The sequence below is a fragment of the Sporosarcina sp. P13 genome (genome assembly GCF_002743055.1).
Lineage (GTDB): Bacteria > Bacillota > Bacilli > Bacillales_A > Planococcaceae > Sporosarcina.
Window position 1 is genome coordinate 1 of the sequence record NZ_PDYM01000019.1, and the last position, 17,151, is coordinate 17,151.

At 43.9% G+C, this 17,151-nt stretch carries 19 protein-coding genes; 7 read left to right on the forward strand and 12 right to left on the reverse strand.

The window, feature by feature from the left end; translation table 11 throughout:
* Nucleotides 1–360: 360 nt before the first annotated feature.
* From CSV79_RS09940 to CSV79_RS09960, 5 genes are all read right to left on the reverse strand, one after another.
* Nucleotides 361–1,035: a Dph6-related ATP pyrophosphatase gene (locus CSV79_RS09940; RefSeq protein WP_099688901.1), complete on the reverse strand. Its 675-nt coding sequence runs from the start codon at nt 1,033–1,035 to the stop codon at nt 361–363.
* Nucleotides 1,032–2,024, reverse strand: coding sequence for a GNAT family N-acetyltransferase (locus CSV79_RS09945; RefSeq protein WP_233201413.1), 993 nt, complete (start codon nt 2,022–2,024; stop codon nt 1,032–1,034). Before CSV79_RS09945 ends, CSV79_RS09940 begins: the two co-directional genes overlap by 4 nt.
* A gap of 206 nt (nt 2,025–2,230) precedes the next feature.
* Entirely contained in the window at nt 2,231–2,752 is a 522-nt protein-coding gene (locus CSV79_RS09950; RefSeq protein WP_099688902.1) for a PCYCGC motif-containing (lipo)protein, read from the reverse strand.
* A gap of 84 nt (nt 2,753–2,836) precedes the next feature.
* Nucleotides 2,837–4,222 carry a class II fumarate hydratase gene (fumC, locus tag CSV79_RS09955; protein ID WP_099688903.1) on the reverse strand — a complete coding sequence of 462 codons (1,386 nt, stop codon included), beginning with the start codon at nt 4,220–4,222 and terminating at the stop codon, nt 2,837–2,839.
* Nucleotides 4,223–4,292: 70 nt separating this feature from the next.
* Nucleotides 4,293–5,504, reverse strand: a complete 1,212-nt coding sequence (locus CSV79_RS09960) for a multidrug effflux MFS transporter (RefSeq protein ID WP_099688949.1) — start codon at nt 5,502–5,504, stop codon at nt 4,293–4,295.
* A gap of 299 nt (nt 5,505–5,803) precedes the next feature.
* Here CSV79_RS09960 and CSV79_RS09965 point away from each other — a divergent pair, with 299 nt between their 5' ends.
* Both CSV79_RS09965 and CSV79_RS09970 read left to right on the forward strand, forming a co-directional pair.
* Nucleotides 5,804–6,004, forward strand: coding sequence for a cold-shock protein (locus tag CSV79_RS09965; RefSeq protein WP_009766462.1), 201 nt, complete (start codon nt 5,804–5,806; stop codon nt 6,002–6,004).
* A 163-nt stretch (nt 6,005–6,167) separates the two neighbouring features.
* Nucleotides 6,168–8,321 carry an MMPL family transporter gene (locus CSV79_RS09970; protein ID WP_099688904.1) on the forward strand — a complete coding sequence of 718 codons (2,154 nt, stop codon included), beginning with the start codon at nt 6,168–6,170 and terminating at the stop codon, nt 8,319–8,321.
* A gap of 476 nt (nt 8,322–8,797) precedes the next feature.
* Here CSV79_RS09970 and CSV79_RS16815 read toward each other — a convergent pair whose 3' ends face one another.
* Both CSV79_RS16815 and CSV79_RS09975 read right to left on the reverse strand, forming a co-directional pair.
* On the reverse strand, nt 8,798–8,965 hold the full coding sequence (locus CSV79_RS16815; protein ID WP_158232509.1) for a hypothetical protein: 168 nt from the start codon (nt 8,963–8,965) through the stop codon (nt 8,798–8,800).
* A gap of 21 nt (nt 8,966–8,986) precedes the next feature.
* Nucleotides 8,987–9,448, reverse strand: coding sequence for a hypothetical protein (locus tag CSV79_RS09975; RefSeq protein ID WP_099688905.1), 462 nt, complete (start codon nt 9,446–9,448; stop codon nt 8,987–8,989).
* Nucleotides 9,449–9,725: 277 nt separating this feature from the next.
* Between CSV79_RS09975 and CSV79_RS09980 the strand changes: the two genes are divergently transcribed.
* From CSV79_RS09980 to CSV79_RS09990, 3 genes are all read left to right on the forward strand, one after another.
* Nucleotides 9,726–10,853 (forward strand): CAP domain-containing protein, encoded by a 1,128-nt coding sequence (locus tag CSV79_RS09980; protein WP_233201414.1) that lies wholly within the window; start codon nt 9,726–9,728, stop codon nt 10,851–10,853.
* 98 nt (nt 10,854–10,951) lie between these two features.
* Nucleotides 10,952–11,416 carry a hypothetical protein gene (locus CSV79_RS09985; protein WP_099688906.1) on the forward strand — a complete coding sequence of 155 codons (465 nt, stop codon included), beginning with the start codon at nt 10,952–10,954 and terminating at the stop codon, nt 11,414–11,416.
* Nucleotides 11,401–11,691 carry a DUF2653 family protein gene (locus CSV79_RS09990; RefSeq protein ID WP_099688907.1) on the forward strand — a complete coding sequence of 97 codons (291 nt, stop codon included), beginning with the start codon at nt 11,401–11,403 and terminating at the stop codon, nt 11,689–11,691. The genes CSV79_RS09985 and CSV79_RS09990 overlap by 16 nt, the downstream gene beginning before the upstream one ends.
* 74 nt (nt 11,692–11,765) lie before the next feature.
* Here CSV79_RS09990 and CSV79_RS09995 read toward each other — a convergent pair whose 3' ends face one another.
* Complete coding sequence (locus CSV79_RS09995) at nt 11,766–12,356, reverse strand: superoxide dismutase family protein (protein WP_099688908.1); 591 nt, start codon at nt 12,354–12,356, stop codon at nt 11,766–11,768.
* Nucleotides 12,357–12,428: 72 nt separating this feature from the next.
* Between CSV79_RS09995 and CSV79_RS16610 the strand changes: the two genes are divergently transcribed.
* Entirely contained in the window at nt 12,429–12,998 is a 570-nt protein-coding gene (locus CSV79_RS16610) for a hypothetical protein (protein ID WP_158232510.1), read from the forward strand.
* Here CSV79_RS16610 and CSV79_RS10005 read toward each other — a convergent pair.
* From CSV79_RS10005 to CSV79_RS10020, 4 genes are all read right to left on the reverse strand, one after another.
* Complete coding sequence (locus CSV79_RS10005) at nt 12,984–13,373, reverse strand: ectoine synthase (RefSeq protein WP_099688910.1); 390 nt, start codon at nt 13,371–13,373, stop codon at nt 12,984–12,986. The genes CSV79_RS16610 and CSV79_RS10005 overlap by 15 nt on opposite strands.
* 15 nt (nt 13,374–13,388) lie before the next feature.
* Complete coding sequence (ectB, locus tag CSV79_RS10010) at nt 13,389–14,669, reverse strand: diaminobutyrate--2-oxoglutarate transaminase (protein ID WP_099688911.1); 1,281 nt, start codon at nt 14,667–14,669, stop codon at nt 13,389–13,391.
* A gap of 66 nt (nt 14,670–14,735) precedes the next feature.
* Nucleotides 14,736–15,260, reverse strand: coding sequence for a diaminobutyrate acetyltransferase (gene ectA, locus CSV79_RS10015; RefSeq protein WP_099688912.1), 525 nt, complete (start codon nt 15,258–15,260; stop codon nt 14,736–14,738).
* 600 nt (nt 15,261–15,860) lie between these two features.
* Complete coding sequence (locus CSV79_RS10020) at nt 15,861–16,541, reverse strand: phosphoribosylaminoimidazolesuccinocarboxamide synthase (protein WP_099688913.1); 681 nt, start codon at nt 16,539–16,541, stop codon at nt 15,861–15,863.
* Nucleotides 16,542–16,792: 251 nt separating this feature from the next.
* Here CSV79_RS10020 and CSV79_RS17295 point away from each other — a divergent pair, with 251 nt between their 5' ends.
* On the forward strand, nt 16,793–16,927 hold the full coding sequence (locus CSV79_RS17295; RefSeq protein ID WP_255407431.1) for a hypothetical protein: 135 nt from the start codon (nt 16,793–16,795) through the stop codon (nt 16,925–16,927).
* Nucleotides 16,928–17,151 lie beyond the last annotated feature (224 nt).

Consider the following 17,151-nt stretch of genomic DNA (forward strand, 5'->3'; position numbering starts at 1 on the left):
GGTCTCAACACGGGTTGGCGCGGTTCTAACTCAGTTTGGCGCGGTCTCAACACGGGTTGGCGCGGTTCTAACTCAGTTTGGCGCGGTCCCAACACGGGTTCGCGCGGTTCTAACTCAGTTTGGCGCGGTCTCAACACGGGTTGGCGCGGTTCTAACTCAGTTTGGCGCGGTCCCAACACGGGTTCGCGCGGTTCTAACTCAGTTTGGCGCGGTTCTAACTCGGGTTGGCGCGGTCCCAACACGGGTTCGCGCGGTTCTAACTCAGTTTGGCGCGGTTCCAACACGGGTTCGCGCGGTTCTAACTCGGTTTGGCGCACCCCCCCCCCCTAAAATAAAGCAAAAAACACTTCCACGACTGATTCAGTCTGTAGAAGTGTCTTTTTCTATTTCACAATTCAAAAATACATAGCCATCTTTTTCAACCGTTTCGCCCATTCTCACAGCAATTCGTTCCTTAAATATAGGACCATCAACAACTACGGTATGGAACTCACCGGATTCCCCACAACTATCGATGCCAAGGGCTTCAAGCTCGTCCATCAGCTCAATGGTGAAACGCCTTCCGATAAATTCGGCTGGCATCATCTTTGTATTAACAACGACGATATACGCTTCGAATCCTTCATTGATGAATTCCTCTAACAATGTACGCCTCGGTTCTTCCCATAGGGGGTGAACAGCTTCCATACCGACTTTCGCACACATTGACTGTACCCACAGAAGATGATCTTCCAAATCAATATCACCGAAAACTGCTTGCGGAATTCCGTGCGCTTTACAAACACGCATCGCATCTAGGAATTGCATCTCATAGCCTGCCCAATCTGCTTTTCGAATCATTAATGGCGCGCCAATTTGCTTAGCTTGCGCTTGAATGATCTCGAGCGGCAATGCATGTGATTTGGAATGGGACTGGTCTTGTTCGAACATCGTCCACAACATCGCTGGTGTATCGCCCGCTTTTATCGCCCGGTAAGTAGCAAGTGCAGAGTCTTTGCCGCCACTCCACGAAGCAACAAACTTCGCGCCGGTCATTGTCCGTCCGCCCATGCAATTCGTGCATCTACTGTACGTGCCATTCGGATTATATAGGAACGGAAACCAAGCTTCGGCCAGAAGTAGGAAGCGAGATGATTCGCGGTATACCAGTCTGTCATGATATATTCATGTCCGGCATTTTTCATTTGTGTGAAACTATGGTTAGCAATCGATTTTCCGATGCCTTGCCCGCGCAGTTCAACATTCGTAGCTGCTTGCACAAGTATCGCTGCTTGATCGGGCGTCGTCATCGCATGTCTTGCATCAGCTGGCGTATATAAATGAAACGCAACGGGCACGCCATCCTGTTCAGCGACAAAGCTACGCGTACCTTCTTTTCCTTCATAGGCGCTTAACATATCACGTTCCGCATCCAAAGCTTCTTGTGTAATCGGCTTCCAAGCAGGTGCTTTCGCTTGGTGTAAACTATTCCAAGGCGCCATCTTTTGCAAAGCCGCTTGCTCATCCGACGGCAATTCATTTACTTTCACGAGGCTATTCTCCCCAGGTTGCGCGCGGTAAAGCCCTAAAGGTAAGGCCGCAAAGCGCTGTTCGAAATGGAATGATTGCTCCAACAATTCAAGAATTAATTCATCATTGCCAACAGGTACATCCATCACATGCTCAAAATACCCATTACGGATCCACTCTGCCCCGGCTTCGGTATACATTAAACGTGCCAGTCGCGGATGCTCGTCCTCATGAATCACAAATGACGGATAGCCAACATACACCGTACGGCCACGCGTAGAATCATGACGATATTCGTATAATAAATAGCCGATGACATCATCATCACGTAACGTAACCAATCCACCCACATACGCTTTATTCATTTCCTCACGCAAGCGCTCTTCCGCTTGCTCTACTTCTTCAAAACGTTGCTGCAAAAACGGAAATCGTTGACGCTCCTCTTGATGTCTAGTTGCCAGTAACGAGGCCATCTGCGGTATATATTGCTCTTCAAATTCAACAAATCGTATCATCTGAATCCCCTCCTGCCCAATTTAACTAAATTATACCATACCCTTATAACTTTCCAATGAAACGAATGAACCTAATCACTTTAACATGTGAAGATCAGAAATTCTTTCGGAACTTATAACTTTTCGCGAAACTCACACTCGGCAACCCGCGAATTTCAGCACAATAAAACCCCTTTCCAATTCAGAAAGGGGTTCTAATCAATAAATCAAGCCGGCATCGGGGTATCCGTTGGCTTGGCATAGTTTCCATTACCATACTCCGCATCTATTGCATCACGGATTTCTTTCATGGACTTGCCGTCTTGCTTCATTTGCACTGACTTCACTGCGATTTCCAAACAAACTAGGCAACGTGTGCCGTGATCATCCCAGACGACCGAGCCGTCTTCGCGTACTTCGTCAAGGAAGCAGTTCATATTACTTTTATGACCTGCGCTATCGCCACATCCGCAGTAGCAAGGCATATATTCCAAAATATCCGTAGCTTTGCCCGCTACTTGATAAACCATCCGCATGTCTTCTGGCTTGTCGTCTAAGAATGAAGGCAAAATATCCGCAGAAGCCGTGACTTCTTGTAAGTCTCCATTTGGCATATGTACTGCATGGTCATGCCCTGCTTCCGCTTGTACATCCTGATCAACTTCAGCCGGTTTTTCAGTCGCACCGTTTCCACAAGCCGCTAGCGCCAAAGTCAGCGCAGCCAATCCTGCAAGTAACTTCTTTTTCATATCTAGTTGTAACTCCTTCATGTAAACGTAATGTCTTCATTATACAAGGTTCACTACGAAAACGCGCGTACAAACTAGTGACAATTACTGACTTCCTGTCATCTTGCTAGGATCAACATATTCGTCAAACTGTTCTTCCGTTAATAAACCTGTAGAAAGTGCCGCTTCTTTTAGCGTCGTACCTTCTTTATGCGCCTTCTTCGCAATCTTCGCCGCATTTTCATAGCCGATATACGGATTCAATGCCGTCACTAACATTAAGGAATTCTTCACTTTATTATCAATCTCTTCACGATTTGGTTCGATACCGACTGCGCAATTATCGTTGAAGCTAATCATGCCGTCAGCTAATAATTTCGCTGATTGCAGGAAATTGTAAATGATCACAGGCTTAAAGACGTTCAATTCAAAGTTCCCCTGGCTTGCTGCGAAACCAATTGTCGCGTCGTTCCCCATGACTTGCGCAACGACCATCGTCAATGCTTCACTTTGTGTCGGGTTCACTTTACCCGGCATAATCGAGCTACCTGGTTCGTTTTCCGGAATCGTAATTTCACCAATTCCTGAACGTGGCCCACTCGCTAGCCAACGTACGTCATTGGCTACCTTCATCAAATCTGCTGCCAATGCTTTTAACGCGCCATGCGTATAAACTACTTCATCATAGCTTGTTAACGCGTGGAATTTATTTTTAGCCGATGTGAATTCAATCCCAACAGACTTTGAAATTTCTTCTGCTACTTTATCACCGAAGCCAGCCGGTGCGTTCAATCCAGTTCCGACTGCCGTACCACCGATTGCGAGTTCCTTCATAGACTCCACACTGATTTCTAGCATACTATGTGTTTTCTCTAACATTCGATGCCAGCCGCTAATTTCCTGACCTAATGTTAATGGAGTCGCGTCTTGCAAGTGCGTCCGTCCGATTTTGATGATGTCCATGAAGTCTTCCGATTTCTGTTGCAACGTCTCTTTTAATTTATCAATTGCCGGTAGCACTTCACGTTCCACCGCAATGACGCCCGCCACATGCAGCGCTGTCGGGAATGTATCGTTCGAGCTTTGAGATTTATTGACGTCGTCGTTCGGATGCAAGCGCTCTTCCTCGCCCCACTCCTCTAACAGCTGGTTGCCGCGATTCGCGAGCACTTCGTTCATGTTCATGTTGGACTGCGTACCGCTTCCTGTTTGCCAAACGACTAAAGGGAAATGCTCGTCCCACTTACCTTCAATCACTTCTTCAGCTGCTGTCTTAATCGCTTTCATTTTCATTTCAGATAAATTGCCAAATGAATGACTGGCGATTGCTGTTGATTTCTTTAAATGAGCAAATGCTTGGATGACGCCAAGCGGAATACGTTCTCCACCAATCTTGAAGTTCTGCTTACTACGTTGTGTTTGTGCACCCCATAGCTTGTCTGCGGGTACTTGTATTTCACCAAATGTGTCGTGCTCAATACGATATTCCATTTTCCATCCACCTCTCGAAGTTATAATCAGACTCTCTCTCTATCATGCCTTATTTATTGGAAAATTTGAATTAAAAAGCGTTAGACGCCTTCCTAACGACCGCGAAAAACAACAGAACGGCACAACTGCTACATATCAAAACGATGATTGCTAACGGCCAAGCTGATTGATCGCCAGCCAGTCCTACTAATGGTGATACGATTGCACCACCTACGAATGGCAACAGTCCAAGAAATGCCGCAGCGCTTCCTGCTGAGTTGCCTTGACTTTGCATCGCCAACGAAAAGGAAGCTGTACCAACCATTCCGACGCTTGAGACGATAAGGAATAGCGCGATGGCTATCACCGTAAGTGGCCATTGATTCCAGACGACTAGTAATAACAGAATACTTCCCGTAAAGGAGATAAGTACACCGGTTCTTAGAAATTTCACTTCGTCTATTCTGCCTGCAAGACGCCCCGTTAGTTGGGCTGCGATAATGATACCGACACCATTTAACGCAAAGAATAAGGAGAATTGCTGTGCGTTGACGCCATAAATATTTTGCAAGACGAATGGGGAACCTGCGATATACGCAAACATACTTGACATAATCAAGCCCGAAGTTAAGGCGATGCTCATGAACCACTTATCTTTCAACAAGCCTCCAAACGTCTTGACGACCGCAAGTATGCCCCCTTTTGTACGTCGTTCGACTGGCAAGGTGTCTGGTAAAAAGAAAGCAGTAGACAAAAACATCAACAAGCCAATGCCTCCGAGAATGAAGAACACCACTTGCCACGATGCGAAGCTCAACACAACGCCACCCGCAATCGGTGCAAGTATCGGTGCAGCACCGCTAACGATAGATAAAAGCGCCATGAACTTCGTCAATTCTTTCCCTACATATAAGTCACGCGCACAGGCCCTTGCAATGACGATTCCTGCAGCACCCGTCATACCTTGGATGAAACGCAAGAAGACAAAAACCCAAATATTTGGGCTAAATGCGCATAGTACTGAAGCTACCGCGTAGACAATTAATGTGAACACAAGCGGCTTTCTTCTACCATACATATCACTCATCGGACCAAAAACGAGTTGTCCTGCGCCTAAACCGACCAAACATGCAGTCAAACTTAATTGGACTAATGAAGTTGAAGCTTGTAAATCATCCGCTACGATTGGCAGTCCGGGTAAATACATATCCATCGACAAGGGACCAAATGCAGTCAATGAACCGAGTAATAAAACGAGCCAAACTGTCGGTAATGGTATTCTCTGTTGCAATCGATTTTCCATATGTACAAAACCCTTTTCTAAGTATAATTCATTCATTCTAACATGAATTAAATTCCGCATCCAAAAAACCTCTTTTGGGAAACCTACTCGCCGCAATCGTTGCAACAATCGTTTTTAAAGCGCTTGCATATTTCTTGTAAGTTAACTTTTAACTTGCAATGTTTAACATTACTTGCTATGATAAAGAAGAATTATTTTTGTTCGACGCAAGGTCTACGATATTATCTCGACCATTTTCAGGAATTGAGCAAGGATAGTAATACAATGTGTACACACGTGTGCACGAGGAGGAAACAAACATGGAACAAGGTAAAGTAAAATGGTTTAACGCAGAAAAAGGTTATGGCTTCATCGAACGTGAAGATGGCGACGATGTATTCGTACACTTCTCAGCTATCCAAGGCGACGGGTTCAAAACTCTTGAAGAAGGCCAAGACGTATCTTTCGAAATCGAACAAGGTCAGCGCGGACTTCAAGCTACTAACGTTACTAAAAACTAATTTAACCTCACAAACCACTTCCATTTAGGAAGTGGTTTTTTCGTGCGTTCTTTTATGTAATTCAGCAAGACTTCCCACTATTTTTTCGTTATGATGAGCGTAGAACATCTATTACATACATGTATTGACTATAAATTTTTAGAAACAGAACGGAGGAATCACCTTGACACACTTTGCAAAGTTCGTAACGAAGTCCTATAAATGGATTCTCGCCTTTTGGATTATACTGTTTGGTATCATGACCTACTTCGCGATTCAACTTCCCAGCTTACTTGCAGGAGACGGATTCAGGGTCGATGGTGAACATGAAAAAGTCATGAAGATTGTATCGGAAGACTTCGGTTTACCAGCAGAATCGTTATTTATTGTATTTGACGGAAAATCGGATAAAGAAATTAAATCTACTCTAGCCGATCTAGATACACTCGGTGTCGTGTCAGAAATCGTTTCTCCAATAACAGAACAAGACCAATACACAGACGACCTTTCCTATGCAATACTCCAATTCAACAAAGGGCCGGACAATATGCCACAAGTAGTCGAAGACATTCGCGCTACTTTTGAAGGGGCAGAAGGTATCGTACTGACTGGTGGAGGTGCCTTTGAGCACGATATCAATCAAGCGAGTCAACGTGATTTAATGACAGCAGAAGCAATTGGTTTGCCGATTGCGATCATCGTCTTGCTGTTTGCTTTCGGTACGCTTGTTGCTTCTTTCGTTCCTTTAATTGTCGGGATTGGCACCGTCGTCTCTACGCTCGGTGTAATGGCATTGCTTGGTAATCAAGTGGATTTATCTATTTTCGTACTAAACATCGTACCTATGCTCGGACTCGCACTAAGTATCGACTTCGCGTTGCTTTTTATCAGCCGTTATAGAGAAGAACTTCAAAAACAACATGTGGTAGATTCTATCATTCTAACGATTCGAACAGCGGGGCGTTCAATTATTTTCTCCGCTGTTTGTGTGTTTATTGGACTCGGTGCGATGTTGCTCATCAAAGTTGATATCTTCATGAATATTGCACTTGGCGGCATGATCGTCGTCGGCATGGCAGTTATTTCATCGCTTACTTTACTGCCTGCTGTTCTGATGGTGCTTGGTGAACGAATTCATAAAGGACGGTTGCTTAAAGAACGCGGGGAAGATGCAAATGGTTGGCGTAAGTTTGCCAATGGTGTCATTAAGCGCCCTGTGAGGATTGCGCTTGTCGCTATTGTGCTGCTAGCAATTGCAGTCATTCCTGTACGCAATATGGAACTAACCATTCCTCAAATCGATTCCTTACCGGAGTCATTTGATACACGAACAGCATTTGAACAAATGCAAGACACATTCGGTTTGGATAATAAAAGCACCGCCTTCCTACTAGCCGAGCGTAACGGTGGGTGGAAAACGACAGAAGGCCTCGCTGAGATGAAAATGCTTCAAGATCAGTTATTGGATGATTCATTAGTACAGGATGTCTCCACGATTTTCACGTTAAGCGGTATCGAAACGCCTACTCAATGGGAAAACAGACTGAAGATCCCACAAATGTACGATCAGCTAAATCCTATCTTGAAAGACTTAACCGACGACAACCGATTGCTCATCCCTGTCACACTAGGCGCAGCCGGCAACTCCAATGAAGCGCAAGACTGGGTTCGTGACTGGTCCGCTAAACAAACAGACTGGAATTTATTAATCGGCGGCGAACCGCGTTTCAACCAAGAAATCTTCGATGAAATCGCGGATCACATCGTCTATGTATTACTAATTATCGTCATCTCTACATTTTTCATATTAATGTTCGCGTTCCGATCCTTAATCATCCCGATCAAAGCGATTTTGATGAATATTCTCGGATTATCCGCAACGTTCGGGATCTTAGTGTACATTTTCCAATACAGCCATTTCGGTTTGCATCCAGGAACTGTAGCACTTATCATCCCAGTCATCGTCTTCAGCTTAGTCTTCGGACTCAGCATGGACTATGAAGTATTCTTAATCTCACGGATGCAGGAGGAGTTCTCGTATTCGTTCGATAATGATAAGTCTACTGTAGAGGGGCTCGCAACAACGAGCAAAGTTATTACGTCCGCAGCTCTAATCATGATTGTCCTAACCGGCGCATTTGCCTTCACTGACGTCATGCCCGTCAAACAAATCGGCGTAGGTATTGCCGTCGCAGTTGCAATTGACGCAACAATCATCCGGCTACTGCTCGTCCCTAGCCTAATGAAGCTATTCGGCAAGTGGAACTGGTGGCTGCCTTTTGGCAAGGGATTGTATCGGTCTACTAGTCTGTTTTCTAAGGATAGGCCTAGGGATTAGAAGTGGGAAGGCTACCGTTTCGCTGCGCTCCAGGCGGACGCGTTCCCGAGGGCCCGCGGTGAGCCAACCGGTCGCAAGCTCCCCTGGTCGTCTCACCTGTCGGGCTGATCCTCCGGGAGTCGCCGCCTTGCGCTACGCTTCACTAGTGTCTTCTCCTGAAGATAGCAAGTGAATATTCAGCTTTGTACTAAGTCTTTTCAGTTGAATTTAAAAAAGCAAAGGGTAGGCACTAAGTCACTTTATAACAACAGTGAAGTCTCAAATTATTTGTTGTATCGGTATAGGATTGAAGCGAAGGAAGCGACTCCCCAGAGGATCAGCGAGCGCCTTGAGATCCTAGACAGAGCGAAAGCCGTTGCGAAGGACGGCTTTTGCGAGTAAAAGCGTAGCGTTAGGAGCACGTCTTTGCTTTAAATCCCGGACCACTATCAAAAGTAAAAGCAGTTACTCAGATATAAACGAGTAACTGCTTTTCTTTATTGCCAGCCAAATGTGCCTAGCTCACTATACGACTGGTCTTCGATTGACTGGTGATTCTTTTGTGTAGGATTGTTCTTAAAGGTAGCCTGTACCATAAAATAGATCGCTGCCACCGCGACAATGACGCAAATGACTAAGCCGATTGCGACTGTTTTGCCCTTCATTCGAGTTCACCCCTATTGCCTTTATTTCGTCTTAACTGAAAATCCTTCTTCTTTCAAATAACTTGCTGCTTCGCTGTAATCCCCGAAGCCCTCTTCAAGATTCGGACCGTGGTAGACGTTAAAGAAACCATCTTCCTCAAGAAGCGTCACCATTGAACCTTCGGGGTGCTGCCATGTTTCACTAACCGTTTCTTCTTCGGTTGCTTCTGTTGCAAGTGCTTCGACGGCTGCGCGGATCACTTTACGTAATTCATCGGCCGAAAATTCACGTACGTTAACTAGACCGCGCTCATCCGGCTCGTAGCCATCGACATTCGCCACATAAACAAACGCGTTACCGTTTGGATGCAAATGCTGTACGACGACTGTCTTTTCGAACAAGGACTCTTCATAATGATAGTTCAAGCGTTTCATAGACACTTCTTTTTTCACAAGCTCCGGGAATTCTTCTATAATCTGTTGTTTCTCTTCAAATGTTAACATGATCTTCCTTCTTTCTAATGAAATTATACTATTATCTCGTTTTCCACTCTATAAACAAGACAAGCAATATGATAACTGCAATTGCGACGATATAGAACCAGGAAGGTACACTGCTCACACCACCGAACATGCCATCCACTCCCTCCAGACTTTCCATTCTTTTTTTAGTATACCCTTTTTCCTTCATCTAAGGACGATAATTTTCAACAATTCGGTAGCTTCCACTGTATTGATACGATAGAAAAAGAGTATAATACGGTAGAGGAGTGGGTGTCACATGATAAAACGCCTTTTTCAGTTGCTCTTTCTCGTTGTGATTATATACGCTGCCAAACCTTGGTGGGAAGGTCCGGTGTCCGAATATGTGGATTTATCGTTCCTAGACCCGCTCGATGCACGTGTAGAATCCGTACTTGATGAGGAAATGATTGAATCTGCGCTTGATTATACAAAACAAACGATTTCGACTATCGTTTCATTCATTTCAGATAAAACCGCAGCCTCGCGCGTGCCAGATCCAGTGGAACAACCTGCGCTCGACGCACCAACGCGAGGTATCATTTCGATTCACAATATCGAAATCGGTATGCCTGAAGCAGAAGTACAAGCGGAACTCGGTGTACCTGTTCGTAAAACAACTAATGAATACGGTACGGAATGGCTGACGTTTCATCAAAACTATCAAAACTTCGTCATGCTTTCGTATGATATAAAACGTAACGTCAATGCAATCTATACGAATGATCGGCTGATTTCTTCATCTATTGGCATTGAGTATGGTATACCAAGAGACGATATTCGTGGAGTCATGGGAGAGCCGATTACAGAAATTCGCAAAGGGACAAATATTTATAAACTACAAGACGATGAAGGAATGGATCTTTTTTATTCGGATGGCATGTATATGTATGTTTTTTATGACTTGCATAAAGATCATACAGTCACTGCTGTTCAATTGATTTCAGATACATTGGAACAAAAGAAAACCGCTCTTTACGCTCCGAAGAATGATGCGATGCGCAAAGGTTTCGAAATTCAGCTATTCGATTTGACCAATGCAGCACGCGTTCGTCACGGACGTTCCATTTTAACATGGGACGAAAAAGCCTCTAGTACCGCGCGCAAGCATAGTCTAGATATGGCGGCACATGATTATTTCAGTCATGAGAATTTACAAGGTGAGTCCCCTTTTGATCGCATGAAAAAAGAAGGCCTGAAATTCGTCAGCGCAGGAGAAAACCTGGCATACGGACAATCTAGTAGCATTTTCGCTCATGAAGGACTGATGAATTCAAAAGGACACCGAGAGAATATTCTAATACGTGATTATCAATTCCTAGGAATCGGTGTAGACTTCAACGAAAAAGAACAGCCATTTTACACAGAAAACTTCTTCTCTAAATAAGGGTTTTTTCTTTCATTACGCAGTGCTATCTAGTAAAATAGATGTAAGGCCTTTCAACAGTAAGGTACCTTCATTACAGCCTCAAAGGAGAATACCAATTGAAAAAACTAGCTGCATTTTTCCTAGCTGCGACGTTAATTTTGTCGCCCATCGGAAACATCATCTTTCAAGATGAAATCACTGCCGAAGCAAAAGGCTATAAGTCTGGTAAAAAGAGCTTCAGTACGCCAAACAAGGTACAACCGAACAAAATTGAGAACAAGCAGGATAATACGAAACAAGATAACGCAAAACAAAACAATGACAAAACGGCTGCCGGCAACACAGCGAAAAAGCCTGGTATGGGTGGCGGCTTGATGAAAGGCTTACTAGTAGGTGGACTTGCGGGTCTATTATTCGGTAGCCTTTTCGCGAACATGGGTATGCTCGGATCAATCCTCGGGTTGATGATCAACGTACTTGCGATTGTCTTCATCATTTTCATGATCCGGAAAATTTTCATGATCTTCAAAGAGAAACAACGTAAAAAAGAAGAGGATATGAATTCATGGAACAACAGATAATTTACGAACAAGATGTAGCGAACGCTGTGTGTGTGTTGATCGCCAAAGAATCGCGCGCCATGCCTGATGATGTGGAAGTTGAGCTAGGTTACGACGACGAGACTGGTTTTTCTGCTGAGGCGGAACTAAACGGCAAGATGCATTATTTAGATACCACTCGTCTAGTAGAAGCTCTTCGCCTGTGGATTGACCAATATCTTGAACTCGATCCGATGGCGGCTGGCATTCAGCTGAAGTTGGATGACGAAGAAGGTATTATAGCGATTGTACGTTAATCATTCGGACGCTCTTTAAATGGAGCGTCTTTTTGTATGTAAAAACGGTCTCTCCTTAGAGAAACCGTTTATTTTTATTTACTACTATTACTAGAAGTGATTTCAGCACATGCAAATGGCGCGCCTGAATTACCTGCTGGGTCAGTTTTGTAGTCATCTGGACCTTCATGGATAATCAACGCCGTACCGTTTTGGTCAAGCAATGAATTATCCTTTCCCATCTCAAGCGTTACAGCGTCTGTTGTAATTTCCACTTTAGCATTTCCGTCCTCATCTGCTACGAGGTTCTCCAAATCACCTGCGTGATGTCCCTTCGGATTATCTAGACCATGCTCTTTACCTGTCGGGTTAAAGTGTCCGCCTGCAGATGCTTTGAAATCCGGTGCTGTACATACACCCGTTTCATGGAAATGCATCCCATGCTCGCCAGGCGTCAAGCCCGTTACATCCACTTTCAACGTTACGCCACTAGGCCCTTGCGTCAAAGTCGCTGTCCCAATACTATCTCCATCTGTGTTATGGACTGGCGCTACTACTTCCGTCGCAGCTACGTCTTGATTGACTCCCGTCTCTTCACCGCCACTGACTGGCAACTTTTCCTTTGCCCCACCACACGCTGCCATTAATAAAACTGATCCTAATACGACACCTGGTAATTTCCACATACTATTTCCTCCTTGTTTTATGCTATGTACATTCTTTCCAACTCACTGCACATTATACAATGAATCCATAGTTTGGCTATACCCACTTTTGTGGATTGTCTAACATATCCGAGTTTTGAATGGTGTACGCGGGAACCAGATTCGTACCGCGCTATTCCTACTCCGAACCGCGCCATTCCTACCCCGAACCGAGCCATTCACACTACAGACCGCGCCATTCACACTACAAACCGCGCCATTCACACTCCAAATCGCGCCATTCACACCCCGAACCGCGCCATTCCTACTCCGAACCGCGCCATTCCTACTCCAAACCGCGCCATTCCTACTCCGAACCGCGCCATTCCTACTCCAAACCGCGCCATTCCTACTCCGAACCGCGCCATTCACACTACAAACCGCGCCATTCACACCCCGAACCGCGCTATTCCTACCCCGAACCGCGCCATTCCTACCCCGAACCGCGCCATTCACACCCCGAACCGCGCCATTCACACTCGAAACCGCGCTATTCCTACTCCAAACCGCGCCATTCCTACTCCGAACCGCGCCAAACCACAAGCCATCAGCGCAAATTACATAAAAAGACTCCAAAGCCTAGGCTTTGGAGCTTCCCTTATTAATCAATTAATCTTCAAGTAACGGATAAACCCCGTTCTCATCATGTGTTTCCGTTCCAACGAGTGGTGGATTAAAGACACAAATCAATCGCATATCTTCTCTGCCCCCACGTAAATAATGCTCATCATGTTCATTCAACGCATACATCGTACCATCTGTAATTGGGTACACTTTACCGTCCGCGATTGTTTCAATTTCCCCGTCTCCTGCCACACAGTATACAGCTTCTAGGTGGTTCTGGTAATGGATATGCGTTTCAGTTCCTGCATAAATAATAGTTTCGTGGAATGAAAAACCCATATTATCTTTCTTCAGCAAAAATCGGCGACTAGCCCATGTTTCCGCTTTTGTTTCATTTTCACTGCCAATAATTTCATCTACTGTACGTACAATCACTTTTTATCTCTCCCCTTAATCCTGAACGACTTCTTCAATCGCTTCTTCTAAAATATCGAAACCTTTTTCAATTCCTTTTTCATCAATGATCAATGAACCAAGGAATTTTACAACTTCCCCTTCAGGTCCTGACGTTTCGATGATTAAGCCCTTTTCAAATGCTTTGGCACAAATTTTATCTGCATAATCTTCCTTACCTTCACCACAGACGATTCCTTGCATAAAGCCTCGACCTCTCGTGGTAGCTTTTAATTGCGGATAGTCCTCGACAATTGTTTCCATGCGTTCTGTAATAAGCTTGGATTTTTCTTGTACCGATTTAGCGAATTCATCTGTTTCCCAATACGATAAGGCTTCTGTCGCTGTCAAGATTGCCATATTGTTACCCCGGAATGTACCGTTATGTTCAGCAGGGCCAAACTTGTCGTATTCCGGTTTGATGAGCGTCAATGCTAGTGGCAGACCATAGCCACCGATTGATTTGGACAGACAAACGATATCCGGCTTGATGCCCGCAGGTTCGAAACTAAAGAATGTACCCGTTCGACCACAACCTGCTTGCACATCGTCAACAATCAATAATATATCGTACTTGCGGCAGAGATGTTCAATTTCACGCAACCACTTAAAGCTCGCAGGATTAATGCCACCTTCGCCTTGAACTGTTTCCAAGATCATCGCAGCAGGTAGATCTAATCCACTGCTTGCGTTGGCTAAATACTTTTTGAGGAAATTTAATGATTGACCTTCCTCCAAAAACGTATCATACGGCATAGATGTCGTGTGATTTAGCGGTACCCCGGCGCCAGCGCGGTTATATGAATTACCCGTTACAGATAATGCACCTAACGTCATACCGTGGAATCCGTTCGTAAAACTAATAATGTTCTGACGTCCCGTTACTTTGCGGGCGATTTTCAGTGCACTTTCAACTGTATTCGTCCCAGTGGGTCCAGGAAACATCAATTTATAGTTCATGTTCCTCGGTTGCAAGATCACTTCGTTAAAACGTTCAAGAAACTCTTTTCGTACAGTCGTACCCATATCCAAGCTATGTGCAATGCCATCGTCTTGAATATATTCAATTAATTTTTCTTTCATTTTGTCATTGTTATGGCCGTAGTTTAAAGCACCTGCTCCGGCAAAGAAATCGATATATTCCTTACCTTCAGTGTCCCACATCTTATAGCCTTTTGCTTTTTTGAATACTGTTGGGAAACTTCTGCTGTAACTTCTCACTTGCGACTCATGATTTTCGAATACTTCCATTACCTGCTGACTTTTTGTCAGTACCATGGTTAATTAATTCCTCCGTTAGATTTCTGTATTTTCCGTGTCGAATAGCAACGATCGACTGTTAGTTCAGAATGGTCCTATGCGGAATAATTCTTCAGCTTCGTGACCGCCACTTGGGAATAAATCTTCGGTATAGCCGTCCGTAATCGTACATTCCGTCTTTAAATCACGAGCCAATCCCTTAAATAATTTAATAGACGGCATATTAGACGGTGTAACAGTCGCTTCTAGGTACTGAATATTCCGACACACTTCACTCTGCTCTATCGCTAGGATCATACGCGATGCAAGGCGCTTACCGCGTGTAGATTCATCGACCGCCACTTGCCAAATAAACAAAGTATCTTGTGCTTTTGGCTGAATAAAACCTGAGACAAAGCCGACAATCTTCGTGCCTTCCACTACAACAATACTCGTCTCACTGAATTGATCGGCCCACAGCAAATAGCTGTACGATGAATTCAAATCGAGTACTTGAGTATCTTTAATAAGCTGCCAGATTGCTTTCCCATCTTTTACAGTCGGTGTGCGAAAGGTATACGGATCTATAAAATCCACCCCTGCAATCGAAAGTTTATGGTGTTTTTGCAAACAAGTTTCCTCCAAGTCTTATCATGTACGTCTAGACATACATGTTCATTCTCTGTAAGTTTCTGAGATGTACAGTTACTTCTCTACCTGAGAACGTGGTTACGTCAAAAAATAATGAATAGTCAATATCGTGAGGTTTTTTAAGGATTGAGCAAGATTACTCGACAGGCTTCGCGTTAGAAGTCTAACGGAACCTAGCAAAGGATACGTACGTAGAAAAGCCAAATGGAGATTATTACTGGCTACTAGGGTGCTTTGCGGTGCAAATACCCATAAGAGCGCCTATACAAAAGCGGGGAGCTTTTGTTCATGAAAAAACAGCTAATATTTACAAATTCGCTGATATGAAAGACACTTTCATCATCTTAAATTCACTGCCATACGCATTCATCCAACCAACGTCCAACCACTGGTGAAGAAGCAAACGATGTGTCTCCTCTGACACTGATTGCAAGTATAAGAAACTATGAAAACGTTGTCAACAGTAAATATATCATTTTCTATATTTGATTAAAAAGTAAAGTGCCGTCAAGTCAATGAGCGTATAGCCTCAGCACGAATATAAAAAACCGGAAACTTTTTTTAGTTTCCGGTCCCTTTTTATGAAAATAACAACTTTTCTAAATCCATCGGTGCAATATATGTGTCGCCTTCATAAACGCGCATATTACCGCCTGAAACTTCATCAATCAACATAATATTCCCTTCAGAATCACGGCCGAACTCTAACTTAATATCGTATAAATCTAAGCCTTTTTTCGCCATTTCTGCTTTCACTACTTCAGCAATTTCTTGCGTCTGTTGCTTTAACATCGCGTATTCTTCATGTGTCAAAATACCAAGCTGTGCAAGCGCGTCTTCTGAAATTGGTGGATCTTTACGATCGTCGTCTTTCAATGTCACTTCTACAAACGCATTCAATGCTTGTCCTTCTTCACAATACGCTCCGTATCTGCGTAAGAAACTACCCACTGCACGGAAGCGACAAATAACTTCTAGCCCACTACCGAACATCGTAGCTTGCTTCACTGTCATCGTCACTTCATCAAGATCAGCAGCAACATAATGTGTAGGAATCTTTTCTTCTGCTAATTTCTCAAAAAAGTACTGCGTCATACGAAGACCTGATTTTCCTGCGCCTTCTATCGTCAATCCAACCGTATTAGCTCCTGGATCAAATACGCCGTCTTCCCCTGTTACATCATCTTTAAATTTCAATAGCACATGTCCATCCTCTAATTGATAGACGTCTTTCGTTTTACCAGAATAGGTTAATTTCATCCGAACGATTCTCCTCTATTCGTAAATGTCGTACTACCTTCTTAGTATAATGCAATTAAGCAAGAAGAAAAAGTCCTGAATTGCGAAACTTGACTCACATCAAGGTTATTTGTATAAATTCTCCTTATAATTAGTTTAACAAATACAATCAAAAGGATGAGATCAATGAAAAAAGTCGTACTTTTGATGGAACCATTTAGCTGCCCATCATGTGTTAAAAAATTGAAGGTGCTTTGGGACGCGCAAAAGGGGTGCAACAAGTAAAAGTATTATTTCATTCAAATAAAATTCGGGTTCAATTTGACGAATCCATCGTAGTAGACGATGAATTACAACGGCTAGTTGAAAAATTCGGCTACCCTGTACTCAATCAAAAAGTTTCATAACGAGGAGGAAAACGAAGATAAATGCAAAACAAACCGTACGCATTACAGCGACTGCGTTTATACTTTTAACTCTCGCAATCGTTCAGCATTTTCCAGGCTGGCATGACGCACGTCAATTCACGCTGATCACCTCGAAGTTCATTGCCGGAACGCCATTATATCAAGTGCCACTTGATGTTTTTATTGGATGTTAATTCGCTTAAAAAAATCCCGCAGAAGACAAT